Genomic DNA, 25,677 nt, shown 5'->3' with positions numbered 1-25,677 from the left:
AAGGAGTCGTTATGTCAGGAAATGTTATTTCACTTATTCCCAGTTCACAGGCAGTGGCGGACAAAACCCGGCTGATTCTACTGCCCATGATTGGCTTACTGGTGTTTTTGTTGGCGTGGCACTTAAGTGCACGCCAAGTTGAAACGTCGCTGGGCACATTGCCAGGTCCGGTGGATACCTTTCAACAGTTTTCTAATTTGCTCACAGAGCACCACAATGAGCGCGAAAAGGAGCAGCGCTTCATTGAGCGACAGGAGCAACGCAACGCAGCCAAGCTGGCACAAGATCCTACAGCCGAGGTGAAAATTCGCCCATATACCGGCAAGCAGACCTTTTTCGACCAAATCATCACCAGTTTGGTGACGGTGGCTTGCGGGTTTATGTTGGCCAGTCTTATTGCTATTCCACTTGGCATTGTTCTTGGGCTCAACCAAGGGCTCTACATGGCGTTCAACCCGATTATCCAATTGTTAAAGCCGGTTTCGCCCTTGGCATGGTTGCCGATTGTCACCATGGTGGTCAGTGCAACCTACGTCAGTGATGACCCGCTTTTTGCCAAGTCTTTTGTCAACTCGCTGTTTACCGTGGCGTTATGCAGCGTGTGGCCAACCTTGATCAACACTGCAGTGGGTGTGACCAGCGTCGATAAAGATCTCCTCAACGTGAGCAAAGTATTGAGGCTGTCATGGTGGCGACACATTCGCATCATCGTGCTTCCGTCGGCAATTCCGATGATGTTTACCGGATTACGCCTTTCGTTGGGCATTGCGTGGATGGTGTTGATCGCCGCAGAAATGTTGGCGCAAAACCCAGGGCTAGGAAAGTTTGTTTGGGATGAGTTTCAAAACGGCAGCTCTGATTCACTTGGCCGCATCATGGTGGCGGTGCTTGTGATTGGCTTGATTGGCCTTCTGCTCGATCGCGGTATGTTGCAATGCCAGCGTTGGTTGTCGTGGAACAAACAGATGTCGTTAAGATAGGAGCCGGCACTATGTCAAAATCGTTTTTAGAATTGACGCAACTTGGAATGCGTTTTCCCACCCCTCAAGGGGAGTTTATCGCCTTGAAAAACGTCGATATGCAGATCCAAAAAGGCGAGTTCATTTCACTGATTGGCCATTCAGGCTGCGGAAAATCGACCGTGTTGAACTTAGTCGCTGGGCTGCATCTGCCGACCGATGGTGGTGTCATTGTCGATGGTAGAGAAGTCAGTGGCCCAGGGCCAGAGCGTGCGGTGGTGTTCCAAAACCATTCGCTGCTGCCTTGGTTAACCGTTTATCAAAACGTAGAGTTGGCCGTTAAGCAGATTGCCCAAGGCCAGAGCAAAGCGTGGGTGAAGGAGCAAGTGCGCCACTATTTGGATTTGATTCAAATGGCCCACGCCGCCGATAAAAAACCGGATGAAATCTCAGGCGGTATGAAGCAGCGGGTGGGCATTGCTCGAGCGTTGGCCTTACAACCTAAAGTGCTGCTGATGGATGAGCCGTTTGGTGCTTTGGATGCGTTGACTCGCGCGCGTTTGCAAGATGCACTGATGGGCATTCAAGCCGAGCTCAACAACACGGTGATCATGATTACGCACGATGTCGATGAAGCGGTTTTGCTTTCCGACAAAATTGTCATGATGACCAATGGACCCGCGGCGACGATTGGCGAAATTCTCCCGATTGAGCTACCAAGACCACGTGAGCGCGTCGCCTTGGCGGACGACCCGCAATACCAACACTATCGCCAAGCCGTGTTGAGATTCTTATACGAGAAGCAAAGTAAAGGCGAAGCGGCAACGGCGCGCACCGTTCAACACTCGCAAGCAAAACCGATAAAAACAGCCTGAGGGAAAACGCATGGAAAGCATAGTGATCATTGGCAATGGCATGGTAGGTCATCAACTGGTGGAACAGCTTGTCGCCAGTGGCAGCCATTTAGAAAAAAGAATTATCGTGATTGGCGAAGAGCGATTCGTCGCCTATGACCGTGTTCACCTCTCGGCGATGTTTTCAGGACAAAGCCACCACGACTTATTACTCAGCAGTGAAGAGTGGTATCAGAAGCATGGCATTGAACTGATATTGGGCGCTGCGGTGGTGGGCATTGACCGACAAAGCAAAAGAGTCACATTGGAAGATGAAAGCCAACTGAGTTATGACCAATTGGTGTTTGCCACCGGCTCTTACCCATTTGTGCCCCCAATGGCAGGGAGTGAGCGCAGCAAGGTGTTTGTCTATCGAACCTTGGATGATTTGTCGCAGATTAAACAAGCGTGTCTCGGTGCGAAGAAAGGTGCCGTGATTGGCGGAGGGTTACTCGGTTTGGAAGCGGCGAATGCTTTAAGGCTGCTTGGTTTAGAAACGCACGTCGTCGAATTTGCGCCACGCTTAATGCCAGTCCAACTTGATGAGGGTGCAGGCGAGGTGCTGAAAAGCAAAATCGAGCAACTTGGCTTAACGGTGCATACCTCAACCGCCACCGAAAAAATCATTGACGGTGAAACCGCTTACCATCGCATGGTGTTTAAAGACGCTCCGCCGCTGGAGGTGGATGTGATTGTGTTCTCGGCAGGCATTCGACCACGAGATCAACTGGCTCGCGATTGTGGCCTTGAACTGGGTGAGCGCGGTGGCATTGTGGTCAACAACGCTTGCCAAACCAGCGATACCGCGATTTACGCCATTGGTGAGTGTGCGCTGTGGCAAGGAAAAATCTTCGGCTTGGTGGCACCCGGATATGCGATGGCGCGAGTAGTGGCGCAGCAATTGAGAGGGGGCAGCGAGGCCGAGTTTAGCGGTGCAGACATGAGCACCAAACTCAAATTATTGGGGGTGGATGTTGCGTCGATAGGTGATGCGCATAAAGCGACACTGAAGGCGACGGAAATGGTACTGCACGATGCGGCTGCGGGCATCTACAAAAAATTGGTGGTGGATCAAAGCGGCACCACCTTGCTGGGGGCGATCTTAATCGGCGACAACCAAGACTATGATGTGCTGCTGCAAAGCTACTTGAACAAAACCCCACTGCCGCAGCCTGCGGTCAGTTTGCTGTTTGACACCAGTGCGCTGAAAGGGGATGTCAGTGACAACACCGTGATCTGTTCATGCCACAACGTCACCAAAGGTGATCTGATCAGCGCGATTCAGGTGGGAGCGCATGAGCTTGGCGAGTTAAAAGCGAAGACCAAAGCCGGTAGCGGGTGTGGCGGGTGCAGTGCCATGGTCAAATCGGTGCTTGATCAGCAACTGAGCGTCATGGGCTTAGAAGTGAATACCCAGCTTTGTGAGCACTTTAGCCAAACGCGGCAGGCGCTTTATCACATATGCCAAGTGGAGAAAATTCGCGATTTCGATAGTTTGTTGGCGAAGCACGGTAAGGGGCATGGTTGCGACATATGCAAGCCCACCGCAGGGTCGATTTTTTCGTCATTATGGAATGAGCACATCATGGAGCCGGAACATTCACCTTTGCAGGATTCCAACGATGCGTTTATGGCCAATCTGCAAAAAGACGGTTCTTACTCTATTGTTCCCCGCATCCCTGGCGGCGAGATCACCCCAGAGAAGCTTATCGTGTTAGGGGAGGTGGCTCGCCAGTACGATCTCTACACCAAAATCACCGGAGGTCAACGCGTTGACCTGTTTGGTGCTCAGGTGGAGCAGTTGCCGGAGATTTGGCAAACCCTGATCGATGCCGGATTTGAAACCGGCCATGCTTACGGTAAATCCGTGCGTACCGTGAAATCTTGTGTCGGTTCCACTTGGTGTCGTTATGGCGTGGATGACTCAGTGGGTTTGGCCATTGAACTTGAGAATCGTTACAAAGGACTGCGAGCGCCGCATAAACTGAAGTTTGCCGTATCAGGATGTACTCGTGAATGTGCTGAAGCGCAAAGCAAAGACATTGGCGTGATCGCGACAGAAAAAGGCTGGAACTTGTATGTGTGTGGCAACGGAGGCATGCGCCCAAGACATGCCGATCTGCTAGCGGCTGATTTGAGTAAAGCTCAACTGATTACGTTGATCGACCGTGTGTTGATGTTTTACGTGCGCACGGCGGATCGTCTGCAACGCACCTCCGTGTGGTTGGAAAATCTTGATGGTGGATTGGATTATCTCAAAAGTGTCGTTCTGGACGATTCGCTCCATCTGTGCGAGCAACTTGAGCAGCAAATGGCGCATGTTGTGAACACCTATCACTGTGAGTGGAAGCAAACCTTAACCAATCCTGAGAAATTAATGCGTTTCAGGCCATTCATAAACTCAACCCAGCAGAGCACGCTATTGGGCTACCAACGTGAGCGTGGCCAACGTATCCCTGTCAAACTGGAGGATTAAGCGATGCAAAGTAAACAATTTATCTGCCATCTCAATGAACTGAAAAGTGACCATGGCCATCCTGTGTTATTGAATGATGAGCAACTGGCGATGTTTTATGTGCCTAAGGAAGGGGTGTTTGCGATACAAAACTGGGACCCGATTGGCAAAGCCTTTGTGTTGAGCCGCGGCATTGTCGGGGATATCCAAGGGGCACTCTGCGTTGCCTCTCCGCTGTATAAACAGCATTTTTGCTTAAAAACAGGTAAGTGCTTTGAAGATGAATCGGTCAAGTTAACGACATGGCCAGTGCTGGTGGAAAACGACGCGGTTTACGTTCTAGGCTAGTGCTCGAGCGGTCTAAAAAGACAACAAAAAAAGACAATAAAAAGGCCAAGTGAAAACTTGGCCTTGGTTTATATCTGCTGTACAACGTTCAACTACGGTGTTGGAGCCTCAATAAAACCGTAGTCAATCAAGGCTTGCTCAGATTCAGGGTGGATAAAGAGCCCATCCCAAATCTCACCTTGAGAATCAATGGTGTTGCCATTCCATTCTGTCGAGACAGTAAAACCTTTGACGTTAAACTGAATACCATTGCTGTAGGCAAAGCCCATGTAGGTAGTACTGTTTTGCGTCACTTGGTTATCGTCAACGAAGGAGTAGCTCAAGGCTATGATGCCTTTTTCAGCGTCATGTTCTGTCCAAGTAAACTGGATATTTTCATCCGTGCTGACAAACGTACCTGTGTTATTGGCTAAGAACGTGAGTGTGCCATCTTCATCTTTCATCACCAATTGTTCACCAATGAAAGTGGAGGTGAATTTAGCCGCGCGATAGGCGGTATCATCCACACAACCTTTCAGCGCATCAGCGTAGGTGTCAAAGGAGTAGAAGGTGGTTGGCACTTCGTTCACATCATCCCAGTCACTATTGGAGGTTTCGCAATAGGTAAATGGTTGGCTGAGATCCACTTCTTGATAGAGACCAAGTGAGATTTCACCCGTTTCTGGATCAAACGTTGCCATGGAGAGAATGCCATCTTCATCCACATCCATGATAGCGCGTTTGTAATCCCAGATATTCTGAGCGTCGTCGCCAAACTCAAGCGTGCCTTCTTGGTTTACCATCCAATATTTCGTGCTTGGCGTACCATTTTTGAAGCGTAATGCTTCGTTGTTGGCGGCATACGCTTGGACTCGCGTTTCCCCACTGCTATTGACGCGATAAAGTACCGCACCTTCAGGATCCATCACGGGTAACTGACAGTCGGCGATTTGCGCTTGGAAATCTGCAAGGGTTGCACCAGAGGCGACTTCGGTGATTGGACACCAACCGGGTAGATTAACCGCACCAAGCAAGGCTTCTTTCGCAGTTTCGTTCAGTAGGTAGCCCTCATCATCGTCTTCACTTTGTCCGGCAAGTAGATAGTCGCCGCTATGAACAATCCCACCGTACACAGAGAGAATGAGTTGTTGTGAGTCGTTATCCCAAACGTCGCCCCATGCTTCAACCACACTATCCGGCACGCTATAGCGAATGATGGTTTCACCGTTGACAACCACTTGACTCCACGTGCCAGTGCCGTTAATGGTGACCGTTCCGGGTTGTTGGGTACTTTCGTTCCACCAATCAAGCGTCATAAAACGCGTCGTACCATCAGTCACAAACTGGACACCAACGTGCATGCCAATTGAAATGCCTTTCGCGGTATGTACATCGTCACCCGTTTGAGAAATGTCCGCTGGTGCGACTTGAATTTCCGTTAGGTTGGTGGCGTTATGACCATCGTCACTTGTGTTGCCGGATGCTCGCCAGAACCAAGGTTTGAACCAGAGGAAATATTGGTCAACGTCAGCAGTGAGTTTAACGATGCCCCCTTCCGCTCCTTCTGGGAACACAGCGTCTGCGTCTACGTAATCACCGAGTTCACCAGAGTGCTCAGCCATGTTGAGGCCACTTAGGTCTTTAACGTAACCATAAGCAGTGTTTGTTAGGCTTGGAACCTCTTCCGGATACACCGAAACCGCATCACTGTTGATGGCGATAGCGTAAGTGTCGTTGAATGTTTGCCATCCATCTGGACCCAATACAATATCGTCTTCATCGTTGGCATCAGGCTCGTCGGCCACTTTACGACCATCAGGCAGCATTTGATATGCTTCTGTTACCGTACCTATGTTGTTGGATAAGGTGAATTTTTCTACATAAATTTCAACGCTTTCAGTGCCAGTAGCATCGTTGTACTCATGATCAGCCCATAGTGCATAGAACATAGAATTGTTTTGCATAAACTGAATAACTTGTTCTATTGGGTTGAGATCAGGCACGGTTGGGTTGCTATCATCGACGTCCAAGATACCGTCGTTGTCATCGTCGGTGTCCGCATTATTACCGATGCCATCTTTATCTGTATCGGTCGTTTCCTCAGGGTTGAGCGGGAACGCGTCGTCACCATCAAGTGCACCGTCGTTATCATCGTCAGTATCGGCGTTATTACCAATGCCATCTTTATCGGTGTCGAGAGTTTCTTCGGGGTCTAACGGGAACGCATCGTCAGCATCGAGGGTGCCATCGTTATCATCGTCGGTATCGGCATTGTTACCAATACCATCTTCATCAGTGTCTTTTGTTTCGTTTGGATTGAATGGAAAATCGTCATCCGTATCGAGTGTGCCATCGTTATCGTCATCGGTGTCGGCGTTATCGCCAATAGTATCACCATCACTGTCTAACCATTCTTCGCTATTGTCTGGTGCCCAGTCTTGACTGTTGGCAACGCCGTCACCATCGCTATCCTCTTCGAATGTGACCGTGCCCGTTTCTGGGTCAAAAGTGCCCACTTTGTCATTGAGGTTGAGCTCTTCACCTTCGCCCAGTGCTGATTTCTCGGTTTCAATGTGGTCTTTTGTTTCGGAGTTGACGGTTTGCGCTTCTGTTAGAAACGTACTTGTGGTTGTGGTCTCTTCATCTGCTTCTGATGCAAGCTCCTCTGGGGTTTCCGGTAATACGCCAGAAGAAACCAATGTTTTCGCGCCAAACGCGGCTTCGACATCGTTATCCTCAATATAGTCACCAAGTACTTCATCGCTCGTGATGCCAAGTTGAGTGGCGACGGTCTGTACTGCATCTTCTTTACTGAGGTTTGTATCTCGTTCGAGAAGAACGTGAACCATTGTAGAAAGAGGGGTAATATCTTGTTCACCAGCTGGGGCAGACATGACGTAATCTGTAGCGATCGTGTTACCGGTGTCTTCGTCTACGGTTTTCCCTTTGATTGCTTTTACCACGATCGGGTAGCTTTCAGGGTTATCTATTCCTGTAACATCTAGGGTTGCCTTACCTCCGGCGCCAGTGGTCGCTTTTGGTTCACCGGTATCCCAAATGAAGTTCTTGTTTAAGTCCAACCAAACCTGTGCATTTTGTAAGTAGCCATCGATTGCTGTTACGGAGTAGGAGCTGGAAGAGCTTCCTCCAGAGGAGCTTGAGCTTCCTCCGCCACAGCCCAATAGGCTAACGCTGACACTGAGTCCTAGTGCCATAACGATTTTGTTTTTATTCATAAGCCACCCTTAGCTTTACTGTTTAGCCATATAAACCGTAGGAATGCTTTTGGAAGGCGTCAAACCCAAAATGGCTTAGAAAGTATGAGAGGTGACTTGGGGTTTTTGAAATTAAATGTATTTTAAAACAGTGGGTTATGGCTTTATTTGAGTCTTTGCTTTTTTAGTAAATGATTGATAAGTCAATCATTGGTTTATTTTGATCGGGTAACCAATTTAGGCAAAAGTTTGAGATTTATCACTAAATGTATGCTACTTTCGCCGTAATTTTCAGCAACCACGATATCGTTTTCCTGAATGAATATGATAAGTGTTTGAAGTTTTAGGGAAATGAATCTACGCCATTCGATCTGATGAAAAACAAATCGAGGTTGTTGCGCTGGACCGACAAAGAGAGTCGACATTGGTATGCACAAAAAGCTCGCTTTTTCTCTATTAATTTTACTTCTTCTAGCTTTGTCTATCGTGACTTGGGACGTGTTTGTTGATCAAGATACGGCTTCATATCCCCAAACCCGCTCGATAAAAACGTTAGCCTCTCCCGAAGAGCAGCTCAAAACCTTTTCTGCTCATCATCCATTACTCGCCATCATGCCATTGGTTCAGATAGAACCCAATAAAGCGCAAGCGTTACTCGCTGAATGGGAGAAGGGGACAAAGTGGGAAACTCAGCATCAAAGTGCAAGAGCGGATCTAGAGCATATTTATACCTTGCTGATTAAACGTGAAATCGCCAAAACACAACAATCTCAAGAGCGAGTTGACCAGTTAACTGGCCAGTTAGAGCAGTTTGCGTCTCAACGAAAAATTGCTTGGTTGAGTGCCCAGTTGATTATCGAAAAAGCGGGACGAGAGTTGAAGCAAGGTCAGTTTGATGAGGGGTTAAAGCACGTCGAGCTCGGTATGGCGATGGCAAATGAAAACGGTGCCGATTTCCTGTTACTGGAAGGTTTTAACACCTTGGGTATCTTGTACAATGCCACCAATCAACTAAAGCGCTCACAATTGGCGTTTTATCAAGGGTTAGAGTTAAGTGAAAGGTTTCCTAAGAGCGCGTTTATTGGCCGTTATTTTAACAACTTGGGGCTGCTTTATGTTCATTTAGAACAGTGGGATAAGGCATTGGATTTTCTCCAACGGGCCGAAACATTCTATGAATCGATCGGTGTGACTCAGCCCAATCGCCAACTGGTGATATTGCTTAATCAGTCGTTTGTTTACCAAGAGCTTAAACAAAAGGAGCGAGCCAAAGCTGCGTATCATAGGGCCTTACGTTATTTTGGCGAGAACACCTCGACGTATTATCGGATTTTGAAACTCAAAAGTGAGGCTCGGCTGTATTTGCTTGATGAAGATTTCAAACGTGCAATTGATGTCGCCGTCGCCTGTGTCAAGCTCGATGCAAACAATACCTATCCTTTGCAAAATGGCATTTGCACTTATATTCAGGCGGAAGGGTATCTAGGGGGTAAACAGTTGGATGCGGCGCAAAGTGCAGTGGATAGTGCTATCGCCACATTTGAACATTTACAACATGCTCGTTGGACCATTCGTGCCCATTTATTACGAGCCAACATTCTCGAAGCAAAAGGGCAACATGCAGAAGCGTTAAGCCTCTATAAGAAGTATTACGCCCAAGAGAAACAGCAAATTATTGGCGAAGTTCACGCTCTACAAACCTCCTTTGAAGTACAAGAAGTCGCGAAAGAGCGCGATCTATACGAAGCGCAAAGTCAGCTGCGCGAATTAGAGCGTAGTTTGAATGAGCAGCGTCAGCGTATTCTAATGATTTGGATTGTGATTGTCGGGCTACTCTTGCTTTTGGGAGTGCGCAGAATGGCCATTATTCGCAAGCACAACCTTCATTTGCAAACGCTGTCTTATGTGGACCCGCTGACAGGAGCCAACAATAGACGTTTCTTCCAAAGTGAAATTGAAACACCAAATCTGCTCAATCGAGCCCATCTCTATCGAATTGTTCTTGTTGATCTAGACTGGTTTAAATCGATCAACGATACGCATGGCCATGAGATTGGGGATTTTGTCCTCGTCGAAACCGCCAAACGCATCAAACAACAGTTGGCATCCGATGAGTTGTTTGTGCGTTGGGGTGGTGAAGAATTTCTTCTGGTACTCAAAAATGACGATGATCTTCCTTTACGTTTGCAAAAGCTGGTGGAGTCGATTCGTACTTCCGCTTATCAATTGAAAGGAAAAAGTTACAACATCACTATTTCAGTAGGGGCGAGTGAACCGTGCGGCCTCAATGAGTTGAAAAACAGCTCTGACGCTTTTGTTACCGCAGATATGTGTCTTTACCAAGCGAAAAGTTTGGGACGTGATCGCGCGATTACACCTGAACAAATTAAGTGAGCGCAACAAATCGCGACGCGCTCTCTTTGGGCCTAATCGAGCTCGGCAAGTTTAACTTGTTGATACGCCTGAATGATGCGCTCAACCTCTTTGCCGTGGCCACGCTTTAATCGTTCGTAATGAGCAATGGTTTTCTGTTGGTAGCGTAATGCCAAGCGCGAATCGGCCTCATGCCATAACTGTTCACCAGTGATACTGATTGGTGTGGTAACAGCCGGAGCATTACTGATGTGTAAGATTTCGTAGCAGCGTCGATTGTCTTCGACCAGTCGCTCCGCGATAAGCCGGAAGTTCATACCGTGCAATGCGTCTCGCAAGGTGTAAAGGTGATGGACAGGGCAGAGCAGAAACTCCAACTCTGAGTGTGGGTGGTTATCCTGAATACGCTTAACCAGATCTAAAGCCAGATCCCCACCAACGCCTGCTATGATGATCAAATGTTTACCAGTGTGCTTGGCGAGAGGCAGATCGCCCACGTCCATGCAGTGCACTTGCCAATTCACGGCCTGTACATCGCCAAATTTCGCAAGAGTGTGAGAGATTTTGTCGGTAAGTGTAGGAACGATGTCAACGAAATGCACGGTAGTGTTTGGAGAGCGTCGTAGCAGTTCAAAACCAAGGTAGCCATGATCACAACAGCAATCCCAAATATGCTGGTACTCTTGGTTCACCATTTCCGCGATAGCTTGAATGCGTTTGCTCAGTTTCAAATGGGCTCTCCAGTGTGCTGCTTAATCGTTGGGACGCGGATTGTAAAATGATTTTAGAAAGAGACGAAGAGAAATCGCAATGCCAGTTGAGCTTTAGTCATGGCAAAGTACAATACAGACAGCAAGTAGCCATCGCAGAGCGGAGATAACGATGAACAACAAGGTTCCGGCGAATATCATTACGGGTTTTCTCGGTGTAGGAAAAACCACCACCATTCTAAATTTACTGAAAGAAAAGCCAGCCAATGAAAAGTGGGCGGTTTTGGTGAATGAGTTTGGCGAGATTGGCATTGACGGTGCAATGATGACCGACAGCGGCGCGCTGATCAAAGAAGTACCGGGCGGCTGTATGTGCTGTACCGCAGGCGTGCCGATGAGTGTTGGCATCAACACATTGTTGCGTCAAAAGCCCGATCGTCTGCTTATCGAACCCACAGGGCTTGGTCACCCGAAACAAGTGATTGCCACATTGACGTCTGCGCAATATGAACCGTATGTCGATCTCAAAGCGACCATTGCGCTGGTGGACCCACGCAACCTCAGCGATGAAAAGTACCTGAACAACCAGAACTTTAACGATCAACTCGACAGTGCAGATGTGGTGATTGGCAGTAAAGTGGACCTTTGTACTTCGCATGACATTGATGTTTTCAATGATTGGGTGACAGACCAATCGCCTTCCAAAGTCTTTAGTAAGTTGATTCATGATGGTCAGTTGCCGGTAGAAGTGCTGGATATTGAACGTGTTTACGGCAGTGCTTCAACGCATATTGAACCGCATCACCACCATCATGCGGAGATGGAGCCACAGTTTGAATTGCCACCTGGTCGTGCTTTTGTGCGCAAAGAGAATAAAGGCCAAGGGTATTACAGTTGTGGTTGGCTAATTGGTGCTGAATATCGCTTTGAGTTTGAGGCGCTTTTTTCAATGTTCTCAGCATTAACTGCAGAGCGAGTGAAAGCGGTAGTGAACACAGATCAAGGCTGTTACGCCTTTAACGTCGCTAATGGTGTTGTGTCGGTGAATCAAATGAGCTTGGAAGGATTCGAATCCAGAATCGAAGTTATCGATTCACAGCTAATGCCATGGGATGAGCTTGAAACGATCCTGCTGAAATTGGCGAATATTCACGGATAGAAAGTGAATGAATCGTGCGAAAAGCCAGTGATTTTCATCACTGGCTTTTTTAATGGCTAGAGAACACCCGTCAAACTCGGCTCACCACGGAAGATGATTTTGTCGTGACCACGATGAGTGCCGAAAGTGACAACGGTTGAAGGATCTTCTTCTCCATCACTTGTTTTATCCCAATCGTATTGCAGCCAAGGTAGATTGTTTTGATTGGCAGTCAAATCCAACCAAAAGCGAATCTGTTCGCGAGCAGGGACTTTTTGTGTTGCTTTGATGCCTTCAGTACTTCCGTACTGCATCTTGCCGATACCAGCGAGATAGGCATTGTTCTCAAGGCTGTGTGACCAAATGGGTTGTTGGTAGTGTTTTGCGCCATCAGCGAGAGTGAAATGGTCATGTTTGTTGTTAACAAACTCACCCGATCGCCAATATTCCACATCCAAAGGTACGACGATGGTTTGTCCCTGATATCCACCCACATCTTCAAAATTGAGTCGGCCAAATCGTACATCGGGTTGAACGGGCAAAATATGCGTGTCGTCGTAAAAAGCCACAGGGTCCGCGTTTTCAAGATAGACGAGGCCAATTTTGCTTACTGCAGAGTCAGAGTAGGTGTTAAAAGGCCCATCAGGGTAATTTTGGCCAATCTCGTCCTTCAGCCAACAGGCGCTGTTGGCGCAATGATCCTGCTTCATGATGTGAATGCGGCCTACGCTGCTGCCTTGCTCCTCGCGCCATTGAGTAGGCGCAAGAGAAGGCGTGACAAACCGTTCTAGGTGATCGCCGAGTTCTGCCAGTTCAAAGTGCGCCGTGGTTGAGAAATAATGGTAGTTGGCGACGGGTTCTTTAAGGCTATTTAACGCGTCGATATCGACGATTACCTGATCAAATGGCTGATTCATATAAGCAAAGGTTTGGCTATTGGGATAATCCCACTGCTGGTTGTGTACCTTAAAAAACTTGGGATAGAAACGCCCAATGTGGCGATAACCTTGGTTTACCTGCATACCAAGATAAGGATCAACGAGGTCGGATTGCACTCTGAGGCTGCCAACTTCTCGCCATCGCAATCCATCAAACCAATACGCACCATTGGTGACGTCATCATGCGCTCTCTCCATTCCAGAGTCACTTTCCAGCCGTTGAGTCTGCATTGTCGCCGTTTCGACAGGCGTTGCCTGCTGACTGCTTAGTTTTACCCTCGCCGCAGGGGCGCTGGACAGATAAAAGTTGTGCGTTACTGGTGTAGAGCAGAGCGCTTGCGTGTTGACTGCCTGAGTAATACTACCGTTAGCGACCCATTGAATAGGCATGAGATTGAGAGAAAAACGTTCGCCAGCGGCAAGAAAAGGCGAACCACCTAACGCATCGCCAGACTCTAGGGGGCGATCACCTTCGCAAATAGCGAGGGTCCAAGGGCGAACTTTGAGTGATAAGCGGCCAGACACTTTGTTTTTTCCAGATGGCGGGCATTGGTCGAAGCCTGCACAGTCAAAAGTATCGTGGATGTTTAACGCAAATAGCCCAGACTCAGAAAGTGAAATCGTACTTTCACTTATGCCGCTGGTAAATATAGGTTGATAGACGCGTTCACCATCACGACCTCCTTGTTGTTTTGAAGGCGTAGTCACGGTGTGAGTGATGGTCGGGCTGCCGTGATAGCTGCTCGCAACAACAGGGTTCCCTTTGTCATTGCAGGCCAACAGTCGAACGCCTAAAGGCTCGGGTTTTGCTGCAACCAGAGCGAGCTCATTGATGGCTTGGCCAGAACTAGGATCATACGTTTCAAACATATAAGGCGTGAACAAGAAGCGCACGGTCTTACGTTTTTGGGGCTCACCATTTGGGTACACGCTTAAGGTGTAATGCCGATCCAACTTGATCGTGCTGATGTTTTTAGGTCGCACGACAAGGCGAAGTTGCCCCTGACTGGAGGAAACAAAATTCGGGTAAGCGCCGGAACCGATGCCATTGGCGATCACGACATCAAATAATGCGGGATCAGAGACCTCTGCAAACATGCTGACGCTGGCTAACTCTCCATTATTGGAGGTTGTTATATTGAACTGAGGAAGGTTTTCTCCACACATCAGCGCCATGTCGTTATCTGGGCTAATGACAAACTCGTAATCGTGATCAACCGGGGGCTTGATCTCACACAATGGGATGTTTTCTGGCACAGGGCACGCCGTGTTAGCCCCTTGGTTGGAATAATCACAACCGAGATCGCCGATACCACAGTAGTTTTTCACATTACGAATATTGGATTGATGGGCGGTGATCTCGCCACAAACAACGCCGTTTTTTACCGTGCCATCTTGGTGCAGTTTCAAGGCAACTTTTTGGGCATAAACTGCGCTGCCAGAAAGATCGAGTCGGCCGCTGGCTCCCGGAGAGTGTATTTGACCATAAACATCGACGTTTCTTAGATCAAGCTTGTTTAGCGACGTGATGTTTCCGACAACGTAGTGGGTAGCTTTGTTCGACATGAGTTGAATTTCATGACCTTGAGACTCAACATTGCCGCAGACGTTGGTGTTTCTCAAAAACACTTTGTGGTGGCCAAAAACATTGCCATTGATGATGTTATGGTCACCTTCCGCCATAACCTCCAGACCTATTGTTGTGACATCACCATCCACCTCAGCGTTGTGCATGTGAATGAAGTTTTGTGAAGTTAGATCACCGAATATCTGGCTGCGATGATACGTCGAAGGTGGAAGTCCGCCATTGGGCTGCAAAATCGAAATACCGGTCGACAACGCCTCTAACGAAATGCGCCTATCCGGACTTCCGACTTGGTTATTGCCATGAAGCTTGATGCCACTATGAGCAGAAAGCTTGACGCCTTGGTTAGGTGCGTTTGAAGCGACAAGTTTTGCGCCTGCTGGCAAAGAAAATGCACCATTACAGCGGAAGGTATCTCCTGTTTGTGAAGTACTTTGGTTACACAGTTGGTTAAAGTGTTCTGCATTATAAAGATCATACTCGAGCGCATCGCTGGTAAAAGGCAGTGAGATAGACAACGCAAGTAAATGCCATTTGGACATCTAAAATTTCCTACAAACTTAATGGAAACAATGGCAGTAAGCGAAAAAGAGTTTTTATATTTTGTGTTTTGTATTGCTTTTATGGGCCGAATTTAACCATGAGGTCAGACCAATAATCAATACCATACCGTTTGGTGTTCTGTGCTTTTGCAGCGATTAATTGTTGAAGAATGTGTCTACGGTGGTGAATTGCGCTAAATTTGACCCATTTGCCGCGCAACCATTTAGAATCAGGGAAGAGTATTTTTCAAAATCCTAAAATATTTTCACTAGATTGAGATATATCACTCATTTTCATGTAGAATGTGCGGCCATTTGTATCGGCGAACCATTATTGTCTGTTTAAGGAAACGCTCAATGTCATTTGCATCTCAAGGTTTTGCTCCGGAAGTCGTGAAAGCGCTCGAAGAGTGCGGTTACGAAAAGCTAACCCCAATTCAGCAAAAAGCCATTCCTGTTGCACGTCGCGGGCACGATATTTTTGCTACCGCCCAAACAGGAACGGGTAAAACAGCGGCTTTTTCTCTTCCACTGATCCAACAATTGCTCGATAGCGGAAAGTCTGCTTCGCGTAAAACGGCGAGAGCACTGATTTTTGCGCCAACTCGAGAACTGGCAGAGCAGATAGCGGATAACATCAAAGCCTATACCAAGTACACGAGTCTCTCTGTAGCGGCGATCTTCGGTGGTCGAAAAATGTCGAGCCAAGAGCGTATGCTTGAGAATGGCGTCGATATTCTCGTTGCGACGCCTGGCCGTCTAGAAGAGCACATCGAGTCAGGCAACGTGTCAGTGGCGAACATCGAGTTCCTTGTCTTTGATGAAGCTGACCGTATTCTCGATATGGGCTTCATCAACGCGGTGCGTAAGATCATGTTGGATGTTGAAACCAACCCACAAATCATGATGTTCTCAGCAACGACTTCAAGCCAATTGAATGAACTGTCCAAAGACATTCTGCGCAAGCCAAAACGTATTGCGGTCGAGCGCGAAAACACTACGGCGCATACGGTAGCGCACGTGTTGTATCCTGTTGATCAAGAACGTAAAACAGAACTGCTTTCTGAGTTGATCGGTCGTAAAAACTGGCAACAAGTGTTGGTCTTTGTTAACTACAAAGAAACGGCGAACGACATTGTCAAAGAGTTGAAGCTCGACGGCATCAAAGCAAATGTGTGTCATGGTGATAAAGCGCAGAGTGCGCGTCGCCGTGCGCTTGAAGAGTTCAAAGAAGGAAAAGTTCGTGTGATGGTTGCGACCGACGTGGCGGCACGCGGTTTGGATATTGAAGATCTACCACACGTGGTCAACTATGACATGCCGTTTTTGGCAGAAGACTACGTTCACCGCATTGGTCGTACTGGTCGTGCTGGAAAACAAGGTCATGCGGTCTCTTTTGTCAATCGTGAAGAAGAGCTAACGGTGGTTCAAGTTGAAAATCTGATTCAACAACGTATTCGCCGTATTGAATTGGCGGGTTACGAGCCTAAGAGCCGTGAAGCTTACATTGATAAGCTCAACAGCAAACCTTCATTTAAGAATCGCCAAGGCCGTCGTAACAACGCGAATGAGCCAACGGATCAAGCGGCAGCGGAACGTCGCTTAGCGATGATGAAGCGAATCAAAGCTCGTCGTAACTGATGAGAGAACAGAAATAAAAAATCACCCGCGAGGGTGATTTTTTTTAGGCTGCATGATGGGCAAACTCGGTAAGTTGCTCCAACTCTTCTAAGATCGCTTTGCACTCTCTTGAGAAAATCAAGCCATCGCGAGAGCCAATCAACTGAATGAGTGACACTTTGCCAGATACAATACATTGGCGCAGCGTTCTCAGTACCATTTGAATATCAAGAGTATGGTGATTATCGATATTGGCTTTGGTGACAAGAGAAGCCAAATCGATAGAAAGAACGAGCTTGTCACAATGGTCGATAAAGTTACCAATTTGCTCTTTTACATCATAACGATGACGGAACGAAAACTCTTTTTCCGTAAGCCAATTGGACCCAAGATCTTCCGCGTACTCAAACAGCTCGTTTGCGGTTGATTCTTGACTGACGCCAACAAAAAACGCCCGGCTGTTTGGATAGCGAGTGAGCGCAAAATGGTAGGCGGAACCTAACTTCACATTCAGCGTCGATTTCAGTCCCATATTGTGGTTGATGTCCATTAAACCAACCTCTTCATGTCCTGCCAGTACGACGGGTAGGGCAGAGAGCAGGGTTTCATGGCAATTGGTCAACACGACAGGGATCGCATGGCGTGAGACCATTTGGCTCAACGTTTCTTGATAATGACCGTTTTCAATATCGTGATGGCTAAAATGTGCGCACAACGCAATATTGCGCTTTTGATGACTCTGATAAAGCCATTCGCTTGCGTTTTCTAAGCTCTGTTGGGCAGATTCAAACTCTACTACTGTCATCGGTTTGATGTACTCGCTGACGGTGATAAACGAGTACGGATAGTGATGATGTTGAACAGTATGGTTCTTTTGATTGCGTTTGAAAAAGCCTAACATGACTGCATTACCTTTCTGGTGGAAGCGCTCTCGCTGCCTGCAAAACATGTAAAATGATACGCTGCTTATCCGCTTCAACTCGATGAGCTGGAGCCATGACGGAAACCGCTCCGATCAATTTACTTCCTTTCATTACCGGGGCGCTGATGCCAGACACGCCGGGATCGATTTCTGATGTGCTGACGGCATAACCGTTTTTACGAATTATCTCTAATTCGGTTTGCCACTGATTTAAACGAGCTTCTTGACCGAAGTAGCGTAAAATCCTTTCACATCGTTCAGGTGGCATGAAGGCCAACATGACTTTCGATGAGGCGCCACGCAGTAGAGGTTGACTTTGACCCTGGACGTAGCTACAGCGTAGCGCCTGCATACTCTCTTTTTGACGAACGCACAAAGCGCGATAACCCACGGGCACCATGTACGCCGCCAACTCGCCGGTTTGATGCTGCAAACGCGCCAAAATTGTCTCGACAGATTCAAGACTGTGCTGAGACGTTTGGTAACTACGCATCAAAAGTAACGCGGCGGGTCCCACGATAAAGGTTTTTTCATGGGCACTTTCTTCAATCAGGTTCCACTCTTTTAGGAGCTTTAAATGGCGATACAAGCTGCTGAGCGGAACAGCAAGCTGTTCACTTAAGGTCTTGGCTGAAATGGGCTCGTCGTTCACCGCGACCTGCATCAGCAGTTGTAGGGTTTTCTCATTAACCTGATTGGCGTTCATCTTGTTGTCTTTCATCATTTTTTATCGTGTACAAATCTATAACACAAATATAATTCTTATTAGATAGGAAAAGGAATGAAATAAATCTATCTTTTTCTCGAATGGTGAGAATTTATTATAAGGAAGTAAGTTAAGGTAAAAAGCGGGAGTGACCAGAGTTGCGATGGATAGACAAAGAAATGAGAAGAGAAAGAAACATAGAAAAGGGGCCGCAGCCCCTAATGTACACCGTTGAAAACGCGAGTTAGATCTGCTCGTACAACTCGTCAAACTGCGCTTCGGCAATGCGATTTCGGCCAGTACGTTTGGCGCGATATAACGCTTCGTCGGCTTTCTTCAGAAGCAACCTTGGGTTGGTGTCTATTTCTGGCACGATGGAGCAAACGCCGAGACTCGCCGTTACGTATGGCAATGTTGCATGATGGCTATGGGTGATACTTAACTCTTCTATCGTGGTGCGAATGCGGTTGGCAACGTGTTTTGCGCCTTCCATTTCTGTTTCAGGCAATATAACGGCAAACTCTTCACCACCAATACGCGCGATTTTGTCGAGGCAGCGAAGCTTCATGCTACGAATGGCTTCAGCAATCATACGTAAGCACTCATCGCCTTGTTGATGACCAAAGGTGTCGTTGTATTTCTTAAAGTGGTCTATGTCAAAAATGATCATCGAAATAGGGACACTTGAACGTTGTGAGCGGTGCCATTCGTCTTGGAATATTTCTTCAAAACGACGACGGTTATTCAGGCCGGTCAAACTGTCAGTGGTTGACAGCAACAATAGTTGTTCGTTGGTCTCTTCGAGTTGCTGCTGCAACTCTTCCAATTCGGCCAATTTCTGATCGAACTCTAAGGTTTTTTTCTTAAGTGCATGTCGCTGCTCGTAAAGCTCGAGAAAAACACGCACCTTACTTTGAAACACCAGTGTGTTCAGCGGTTTTAATAAGTAATCGACAGCGCCATGCTCATACCCTTTAAAAATGTGTTCATCGGCTTTGGATGCCGCAGTGACAAAGATAATTGGGATATTGCGCGTCTTACGATTCCCACGCATTAACTCGGCGACTTCAAAGCCATTCATGTTTGGCATTTGTACATCAAGCAAGACCAGGGCAAAGTCGTGATCTAAGGTGTGGGCAAGCGCTTCTTCGCCTGACGTGGCACGCACCAAATTGACATCAAAGCATTCTAGTAAACCTTCTAAAGTCAGTAGGTTTTCGATTTTGTCATCAACGATGAGTAGGGTTGGTTTATCAGGCATGTTCAGCAATCACATAAAGTATTTAAGTAATGACCAATCTCTTCCAAAGAAAGGACGTGGTCGACATCAACGGCAGCCATGGCCGCGGCAGGCATGGCTTTCGCTTCTGCACTATCAATGGATTGGACTAGGGTTAGTCCACCCAGTGTTTTGATTTTTTTGAGACCTAAGGCACCGTCGGAATTGGCCCCCGTCAGTACGATACCGATCAACGCGTTTCTATAGTAATCAGCCGCCGTTTCGAACAGCACGTCGATGGAGGGTCGTGAAAAATTGACGGGCGGATCGACCGACAGTGCGATACAACCATCGGTCTCAATCATCATATGGTAATTGGGTGGTGCGATGTACATGTTGCCATTTTTGATTGGCTGCTTGTCTTCTGCTTCATGGACCGACAAATGGCTCTTGCTATCAAAGTGGGCGGCAATGTAACTCTCAGGAGAGGCACTGATATGCTGAACCAACAAAATAGGGATACAAAATGAATCCTTAAGTTGCTGTAATACCGTTGCAACGGCTGCCAATCCTCCAGCGGATGCCCCGATTACAACAGCTTCATATTTGTGCCTGCAACAATCCATGCTTACCTTATCCGTTTCTTGCGATAGATCTTTTCTTTTTCGGAGACCAGATCAAACTTGTCCGCGATCGAAGAAAAACGCATCGATTCTTTAGAGCCAAGACATAAGAAGCCCCCCGGCATCAAACTGTCGTAAAACAGACGAAAAACTCGGTCTTGAAGCTCACGATTAAAGTAGATCAATACATTTCGGCAGAATATAACATTCATTTCCCCAAAAACGCCATCGGTCGCCAAATTGTGAGGGGTAAACAAAGTTTTCTCTCTCAGGGCTGTCTTCATGATTACGCTGTCGTAATCAGCCGTGTAGTAGTCGGAAAACGAAGCGCTTCCCCCGGCAGCTTGGTAGTTGGCTGTGTACTGACGAATCAGGTCCATCGGGTAAATGCCTTGCTTGGCTTTCTCTAAAATCGCTTCGTTGAAATCGGTCGCGTAGACTTGCGCGCGATCCTTCATGCCTTCTTCTTCCAACAAAATGCCCATGGAGTACACTTCTTGCCCAGCAGAGCAGCCGGCATGCCACACTTTGACAAAAGGGTAGGTTTGCAAGTGCGGGATGATCACCTCACGCACACGTCGATAGAACCAAGGGTCTCGGAACATTTCGGTGACGTTGATGGATAAGTCCAACAGCATTTGGTCGAAGAACCGCGGCTCATTGATCACTTTGTGTTGCATTTGAGAATAATTCGACATGCCCTCGATGGCGCGTCGATACTCTAATCGACGCTTGGTATGGGCCAGCGAATACTCACGAAAATCGTAGCCATATTTGCGGTATATCGCTTCAAGTAACAACTGAATTTCCAGTTGTTCGTTTGACAATTCAGTGACGCTTTCCATATCAGTACAACCAAACTCTTAACATTGAAAGTAACTTATCGGTATTTACCGGTTTCGCTAAATAATCACTTGCGCCCGCTTCGATGCACTTGCTTCTGTCGCCTTTCATGGCTTTCGCCGTTAAAGCAATGACAGGCAGCTTTTCATACACTTTTTGTTTGCGGATCTCTTCCATTGCTTCGTAACCGTCCATCTTCGGCATCATGATGTCCATGAGCACCACATCGATGTCAGGATTTTCTTTGAGCTTGTCTAGGCTCTCTATGCCATCGCGTGCAATGACGATGTCCATTCCTTTGTCTTCAAGAATGCTCGATAGCGCGAAGACGTTTCTCATATCATCGTCCACCAGCAAGACTTTCTTGCCCGTTAAGACGGACTCTTTGTTGTGCACGGCTCTTAAAATACCGCGTTGCTCACTAGGCAAGTTAGCTTCTACGCGGTGCAGGAAGAGGGCTGACTCATCCAAAAGACGCTCTGGCGACTTCACTCCTTTGATAATAATGCTCTCTGCATAGCGATTGAGTTCGCGCTCTTCTTCTTTACTTAGTTCGCGTCCGGTGTAGACGATAATCGGTACTCGAGCCGCGGTTTCACTTCGACGAATACGTTCAAGTAGCTCAAATCCGGTCATGTCTTCCAAGCCCAGATCCAACACCATGCAGTCATAGCGATTGGACTCCAATTCTTCGAGTGCTTTTTCCCCGGTTGGAACCGCCACGATATGAATGTCGTCTTCACCGATTAGCTGGCGAATAGACTCTTGTTGGATGGCGTCATCTTCAACCACCAACAAACGTTTTACGGGTTTAGAGAGAATATCTTCGATATTGCCAAACGCTTTTTCGAGCTTTTTCATATCGACTGGTTTGGTTAGGTAGCCAATTGCTCCCATGCGCAGCGCATCGAGGTTTGCGTCATTGGCAGACATAAAATGAACCGGGATATGGCGCGTCTCAGGGTTTTCTTTGAGTCGCTCCATGACGGTCCAGCCATCGATGCCGGGAAGGCCAATATCAAGAATGATGGCGCTGGGCTTGTAGTACTGAGCAAAGTGCAAGCCTGTTTCTCCGGTTTCTGCCACTATGCATTTGAAGCCACGCTCGCGGCCAAAATCACGCATAACGCTGGCGAAGGCGCGATCATCTTCAATGATCAACAAAGTACGATCTTCTGGCACCACGGTTTGTCGGTCATCTTCGACATAGCTATCGTTGTCCTGTTTGATGCTGTCCACCTTTTTGAATCCATTCAATTGGGGAATGGGCTCTTTTTCAACAGAGGGAACATCTTGAGCGGGAGGCGTTGGCTCTTGACGTTCAACAACGTCCATTGGCTCCATTGGGGCTAAGCTAATCGGCGATAGGCTCGGTTGCGATTCAGGCTCTTTGACTTCATAACGCGTAGGGAAGATCACCGTAAAGATGCTGCCTTTTCCTTCTTCGCTCTTGAGGTGAATACGTCCGCCAAGTAAATGCGTCAACTCTTTCGAAATCGACAGACCTAGCCCTGTACCGCCATATTTACGACTAGTACTGCCATCGGCTTGCTGGAAGGCTTGGAAGATAGCCAACTGCTGCTCTTGTTTAATGCCAATGCCGTCGTCTTTGACAGAGAACGCGATCAACGCTTCACGAGGTTTATCGAGCAGTTTCGCTTGTTCAGGAGAAGGCAAAGCCATATTCAATGTCACGGCACCTTCGTGTGTGAATTTGAAGGCGTTAGTCAGTAAGTTACGCAAGATTTGTTGTAAACGCTGGGCATCTGTTTCGAGCGTTTGGGGCAAGTTTGGTGCACAAATCACTTGGAAGTCCAAACCTTTATCATCGGCGATGTCTTGATAAAGTCTCAGAAGATCTTGTTCCACCGTTTGTAGGGGCACATCTTCAATGTGCAGATCGATCTTGCCAGCCTCGACCTTTGATAGGTCAAGAATTTCATTGATTAGCGAGAGAAGGTCTGAGCCTGATGAGTTAATGGCTTTGGCCGATTCAATCTGCTTCGCTGTTAAGTTGCCGTCTTTGTTATTGGCAAACAACTGAGACAAAATAAGGATGCTGTTTAACGGAGTACGAAGTTCATGGGACATGTTGGCCAAAAACTCAGACTTATATTTGCTGGCAATTTCCAACTCTTTGGCTTTCTCTTCGACAACAAGTTGCGCCTGATGCAGAGCCTCGTTTTTCTCCTTCATTTCTACTTGTTGTGATTCTAGCGCTTTAGTGCGCTCTTCCAACTCTTCGTTGGTCACACGCAGTTCTTCTTGTTGCGCTTGCAGCTCTGCTTCAGAGGCGCGCAGAACTTTGGTTTGCTCTTCTAGCTCTTCGTTGGTGACGCGAAGTTCTTCTTGCTGCGCTTGCAGTTCTTCTTCTGAGACGCGCAGTGCCTGTGTTTGCGCTTCGAGATCTTCATTCGCTTTGCTGAGATGTGCTTTTTGCTGCTGTGTCTCTTCAAGCAGGGATTTAATCACCAAACGCGCTTTTGTGGCGTTGAAAACGATAGCCAAATTGCCTACGACTTCATTAATAAAGCGTCTCTGAATAGGGGAGAATTCATGGAAAGCGCCGAGTAAGACTGTACCGATCAGCTGCTTATCCACACACAGTGGAATGGCCAAGAAATGCGTTGGCACGCTATCGCCTGCTGCGAAGTTGTAAACGGGTGCCTCGTCTGTAACGTGGTTAAACGCAATCACTTGTTGCTCTAAGCTGGCTTGGCCAACCATTCCTTCGCCAAGTTGAATGCGATTGAAGTTACCGGAGCGATCAGAAAACGCGTAAGAAGCATTCAACTCAAGCTGCCCGTTCTCGAAGAGATAGAAGGCACCCAATTGTGCATTTAGATGACGTGTGAAAAAACGAATAAATCGGTTAGAAAGCTCGCTCAATTCAATATCGCCACGAAGTTCATTATCTAGCGTTTCTTTCCCTGATTTCAGCCAATCAAGATCACGCAACTGTGAGGCCATGTTATTAAGTGAGCGACCTAACTCACCGAGTTCATCTTTTCTATCAATGGTCAGCGAGGCGTCGAGCTTTCCTTTGGCAATGTGCTGCGCGAAATCCATACTGGCCAACAAGGGTGAAGTCACGGAGTTGGAGAATTTGATCGCAACAAAGCAGATCAGTACAAAAATCATCGCAGTAATAATAGTCAGCGCTTGATAGATGCGAGTAATCGGCGTGGTGACTTCATCTTGGTTAATCTTTGAGATCAAATACCAATCGTAACCAGGTACTTGAATGCGGTTAAATGTGACCAAAACAGGGCGGCCAGCACTGTCGATGTATGTGCCTTGGCCTCCAGTGTCACCTGCTGAACGCGCATCTGTCCAATAGTCGAGATCGTAGCCAAGTCTAAAGCCGACCACATAGCGGCCATTGCCCATGGTAACGATGTCAGAGCGCAGGGTAAATTGATTGCTGGTGGCGTCGAGACCCAAAAGGTACGATTCGCCCGTTTCACCCATACCGACTCGTGAGTCGACAATTTTCGTCACCAACTGTGGGGAAACTTGCATGGCTGCAATGGCAATCAAATTGCCGTCGTGATCGAGGATTGGGGCAGAAAAGTAGGCAACATATTGCCCTTGTGCCGCTTTGCTTTTTACAAAATCAGTAAAATACGTTGTGCTCTTTGCCACGGTTTTGGCCCACACTTTCGCCAGTGACGGATCGGTGTTTTCGTAGCTTAAGCTGTTTGCGTTGATGCGGCTCTTATCGTGCAGAGCGTAGAGGATCTTTCCTTTGTCTGGAGAGAGTAAGAAAAAGTCATTGTAATCGTAGGCGCTGGTGAAAGAGCTGATCACAGAGTCTTCGACTTCTTCAATCGAGTAGTTGACGCTAACGCCTGTTGTTAACCCCGTAGCGAAATCGCGCAGCTCGTCTGTGCCAGCCAACGTACCAATATCGAGTAATCGTTTTTCAAAAAAGGTATCAATCGAGGCGCTTCTTAGTGTCTGAATGGCAAGCAGCTCTTGGAAGGATTTTTTTATCAGGGCTTCCGATGCCATGCGGCCACTGAAAAGGGTGACGCAAACCATGGGTAAAATGCCAAAAATTATTAAGAGGGCAATCAATTTAGGACGAATACGTAAGTCCGCAAAGCTAATCATTTCAACATCACTATAATTACTGTTATACAACAAGTTTCTATTATCTTGGACATCCGTTCAATTACGCATGCAACGAGGCTTGATAAGGATCTGGTTTTCTGTATCTCAAATCAATAACTACTTGATAAAATTCTCAATATGTGAACTCGAATGTGCGAGTAATATTGGGTTAATCAAAGCGGTTTTTACCTTGTTTACAGGATGAAAGCAGCCCGCTCGCTGATTGGCACGTTATTTGAAGGCAATTATTTGGTGATGAAAGGGGCTTGGCATACTTGTGACCGCACAAAAATACGCAAAATAGTAAATAAAACTAGAGTTTTTACTCGTATTGCCTAATAGCAATAAAATGGCGTTTTATTTGTATCATTATGTTTTTAATGGATTATTTGACTTTGAGATAACAGTTGTGCGCCCGAAAGTATTTGCAAGGTTATGTGAAGTAATTCAAAATTAACTGGTATAGCCAGTTTGAAGATTATGAACCAAGGTT

The 25,677-nt window shown here is 47.2% G+C and carries 16 protein-coding genes; 7 read left to right on the top strand and 9 right to left on the bottom strand.

Annotation, left to right across the window (positions count from 1 at the left end; all coding sequences use genetic code 11):
* Window positions 1-11 precede the first annotated feature (11 nt).
* Genes CIK04_RS08030 through nirD form a run of 4 tightly spaced genes read left to right on the top strand, consistent with a single transcriptional unit; the run spans window position 12 to window position 4,655 of the window.
* Complete coding sequence (locus CIK04_RS08030) at window positions 12-980, top strand: ABC transporter permease (RefSeq protein ID WP_097352360.1); 969 nt, start codon at window positions 12-14, stop codon at window positions 978-980.
* A gap of 11 nt (window positions 981-991) precedes the next feature.
* Complete coding sequence (locus CIK04_RS08025) at window positions 992-1,834, top strand: ABC transporter ATP-binding protein (protein ID WP_039537748.1); 843 nt, start codon at window positions 992-994, stop codon at window positions 1,832-1,834.
* Window positions 1,835-1,844: 10 nt separating this feature from the next.
* Window positions 1,845-4,328, top strand: a complete 2,484-nt coding sequence (gene nirB / locus CIK04_RS08020) for a nitrite reductase large subunit NirB (protein ID WP_097352361.1) — start codon at window positions 1,845-1,847, stop codon at window positions 4,326-4,328.
* 3 nt (window positions 4,329-4,331) lie between these two features.
* The gene (gene nirD / locus CIK04_RS08015) at window positions 4,332-4,655 is read left to right on the top strand and encodes a nitrite reductase small subunit NirD (protein WP_038941106.1); all 324 of its coding nucleotides are present in this window, start codon (window positions 4,332-4,334) and stop codon (window positions 4,653-4,655) included.
* A gap of 92 nt (window positions 4,656-4,747) precedes the next feature.
* On the opposite strand, the gene CIK04_RS08010 is transcribed toward nirD, so the two are convergent.
* Window positions 4,748-7,870 (bottom strand): thrombospondin type 3 repeat-containing protein, encoded by a 3,123-nt coding sequence (locus CIK04_RS08010; RefSeq protein WP_097352362.1) that lies wholly within the window; start codon window positions 7,868-7,870, stop codon window positions 4,748-4,750.
* Window positions 7,871-8,278: 408 nt separating this feature from the next.
* Here CIK04_RS08010 and CIK04_RS08005 point away from each other — a divergent pair, with 408 nt between their 5' ends.
* The gene (locus tag CIK04_RS08005) at window positions 8,279-10,243 is read left to right on the top strand and encodes a tetratricopeptide repeat-containing diguanylate cyclase (RefSeq protein WP_097352364.1); all 1,965 of its coding nucleotides are present in this window, start codon (window positions 8,279-8,281) and stop codon (window positions 10,241-10,243) included.
* Window positions 10,244-10,275: 32 nt separating this feature from the next.
* On the opposite strand, the gene CIK04_RS08000 is transcribed toward CIK04_RS08005, so the two are convergent.
* Complete coding sequence (locus tag CIK04_RS08000) at window positions 10,276-10,953, bottom strand: tRNA (adenine(22)-N(1))-methyltransferase TrmK (protein ID WP_097352365.1); 678 nt, start codon at window positions 10,951-10,953, stop codon at window positions 10,276-10,278.
* A gap of 151 nt (window positions 10,954-11,104) precedes the next feature.
* On the opposite strand from CIK04_RS08000, the gene CIK04_RS07995 reads away from it, so the two are divergent.
* A complete protein-coding gene (locus CIK04_RS07995; protein ID WP_011152241.1) occupies window positions 11,105-12,091 on the top strand; it encodes a GTP-binding protein in 987 nt (328 codons plus the stop codon).
* Between the two features lie 56 nt (window positions 12,092-12,147).
* Here CIK04_RS07995 and CIK04_RS07990 read toward each other — a convergent pair whose 3' ends face one another.
* Window positions 12,148-15,135 carry a DUF6701 domain-containing protein gene (locus CIK04_RS07990; protein WP_097352366.1) on the bottom strand — a complete coding sequence of 996 codons (2,988 nt, stop codon included), beginning with the start codon at window positions 15,133-15,135 and terminating at the stop codon, window positions 12,148-12,150.
* 357 nt (window positions 15,136-15,492) lie between these two features.
* Between CIK04_RS07990 and CIK04_RS07985 the strand changes: the two genes are divergently transcribed.
* Window positions 15,493-16,776: a DEAD/DEAH box helicase gene (locus CIK04_RS07985; protein ID WP_026130874.1), complete on the top strand. Its 1,284-nt coding sequence runs from the start codon at window positions 15,493-15,495 to the stop codon at window positions 16,774-16,776.
* 43 nt (window positions 16,777-16,819) lie between these two features.
* Here the strand turns inward: CIK04_RS07985 and CIK04_RS07980 are convergent, their stop codons facing one another.
* From CIK04_RS07980 to CIK04_RS07955, 6 genes are all read right to left on the bottom strand, one after another.
* Window positions 16,820-17,656, bottom strand: coding sequence for an arginase (locus tag CIK04_RS07980; RefSeq protein ID WP_176463301.1), 837 nt, complete (start codon window positions 17,654-17,656; stop codon window positions 16,820-16,822).
* 7 nt (window positions 17,657-17,663) lie between these two features.
* Window positions 17,664-18,398: an IclR family transcriptional regulator gene (locus tag CIK04_RS07975; protein ID WP_097352394.1), complete on the bottom strand. Its 735-nt coding sequence runs from the start codon at window positions 18,396-18,398 to the stop codon at window positions 17,664-17,666.
* Window positions 18,399-18,627: 229 nt separating this feature from the next.
* A complete protein-coding gene (locus CIK04_RS07970) occupies window positions 18,628-19,644 on the bottom strand; it encodes a diguanylate cyclase (RefSeq protein ID WP_011081337.1) in 1,017 nt (338 codons plus the stop codon).
* Window positions 19,645-19,646: 2 nt separating this feature from the next.
* Window positions 19,647-20,228, bottom strand: a complete 582-nt coding sequence (locus CIK04_RS07965; RefSeq protein WP_017422775.1) for a chemotaxis protein CheB — start codon at window positions 20,226-20,228, stop codon at window positions 19,647-19,649.
* Between the two features lie 2 nt (window positions 20,229-20,230).
* Entirely contained in the window at window positions 20,231-21,070 is an 840-nt protein-coding gene (locus CIK04_RS07960; protein WP_011081335.1) for a protein-glutamate O-methyltransferase CheR, read from the bottom strand.
* A 1-nt stretch (window position 21,071) separates the two neighbouring features.
* Window positions 21,072-25,184: a response regulator gene (locus CIK04_RS07955; protein ID WP_097352368.1), complete on the bottom strand. Its 4,113-nt coding sequence runs from the start codon at window positions 25,182-25,184 to the stop codon at window positions 21,072-21,074.
* Between the last annotated feature and the right edge of the window lie 493 nt (window positions 25,185-25,677).

The sequence above is a fragment of the Vibrio sp. 03_296 genome (assembly GCF_002265885.1).
Note: the sequence above shows the minus strand (reverse complement) of the source record. Positions and strands in the feature narration are given on the sequence as shown.

Bases quoted from the DNA above. Each gene is read 5' to 3' on its own strand.
- CIK04_RS08005 (WP_097352364.1), top strand. From the start codon at position 8,279: ATGCACAAAAAGCTCGCTTTTTCTCTATTAATTTTACTTCTTCTAGCT.
- CIK04_RS07960 (WP_011081335.1), bottom strand. From the start codon at position 21,070: ATGGAAAGCGTCACTGAATTGTCAAACGAACAACTGGAAATTCAGTTG.
- CIK04_RS07990 (WP_097352366.1), bottom strand. From the start codon at position 15,135: ATGTCCAAATGGCATTTACTTGCGTTGTCTATCTCACTGCCTTTTACC.
- CIK04_RS07985 (WP_026130874.1), top strand. From the start codon at position 15,493: ATGTCATTTGCATCTCAAGGTTTTGCTCCGGAAGTCGTGAAAGCGCTC.
- CIK04_RS07970 (WP_011081337.1), bottom strand. From the start codon at position 19,644: ATGCCTGATAAACCAACCCTACTCATCGTTGATGACAAAATCGAAAAC.
- CIK04_RS08010 (WP_097352362.1), bottom strand. From the start codon at position 7,870: ATGAATAAAAACAAAATCGTTATGGCACTAGGACTCAGTGTCAGCGTT.
- CIK04_RS07965 (WP_017422775.1), bottom strand. From the start codon at position 20,228: ATGGATTGTTGCAGGCACAAATATGAAGCTGTTGTAATCGGGGCATCC.
- CIK04_RS07995 (WP_011152241.1), top strand. From the start codon at position 11,105: ATGAACAACAAGGTTCCGGCGAATATCATTACGGGTTTTCTCGGTGTA.
- CIK04_RS08030 (WP_097352360.1), top strand. From the start codon at position 12: ATGTCAGGAAATGTTATTTCACTTATTCCCAGTTCACAGGCAGTGGCG.
- CIK04_RS07955 (WP_097352368.1), bottom strand. From the start codon at position 25,184: ATGATTAGCTTTGCGGACTTACGTATTCGTCCTAAATTGATTGCCCTC.
- CIK04_RS07975 (WP_097352394.1), bottom strand. From the start codon at position 18,398: ATGAAAGACAACAAGATGAACGCCAATCAGGTTAATGAGAAAACCCTA.
- nirB (WP_097352361.1), top strand. From the start codon at position 1,845: ATGGAAAGCATAGTGATCATTGGCAATGGCATGGTAGGTCATCAACTG.
- nirD (WP_038941106.1), top strand. From the start codon at position 4,332: ATGCAAAGTAAACAATTTATCTGCCATCTCAATGAACTGAAAAGTGAC.
- CIK04_RS08025 (WP_039537748.1), top strand. From the start codon at position 992: ATGTCAAAATCGTTTTTAGAATTGACGCAACTTGGAATGCGTTTTCCC.
- CIK04_RS07980 (WP_176463301.1), bottom strand. From the start codon at position 17,656: ATGTTAGGCTTTTTCAAACGCAATCAAAAGAACCATACTGTTCAACAT.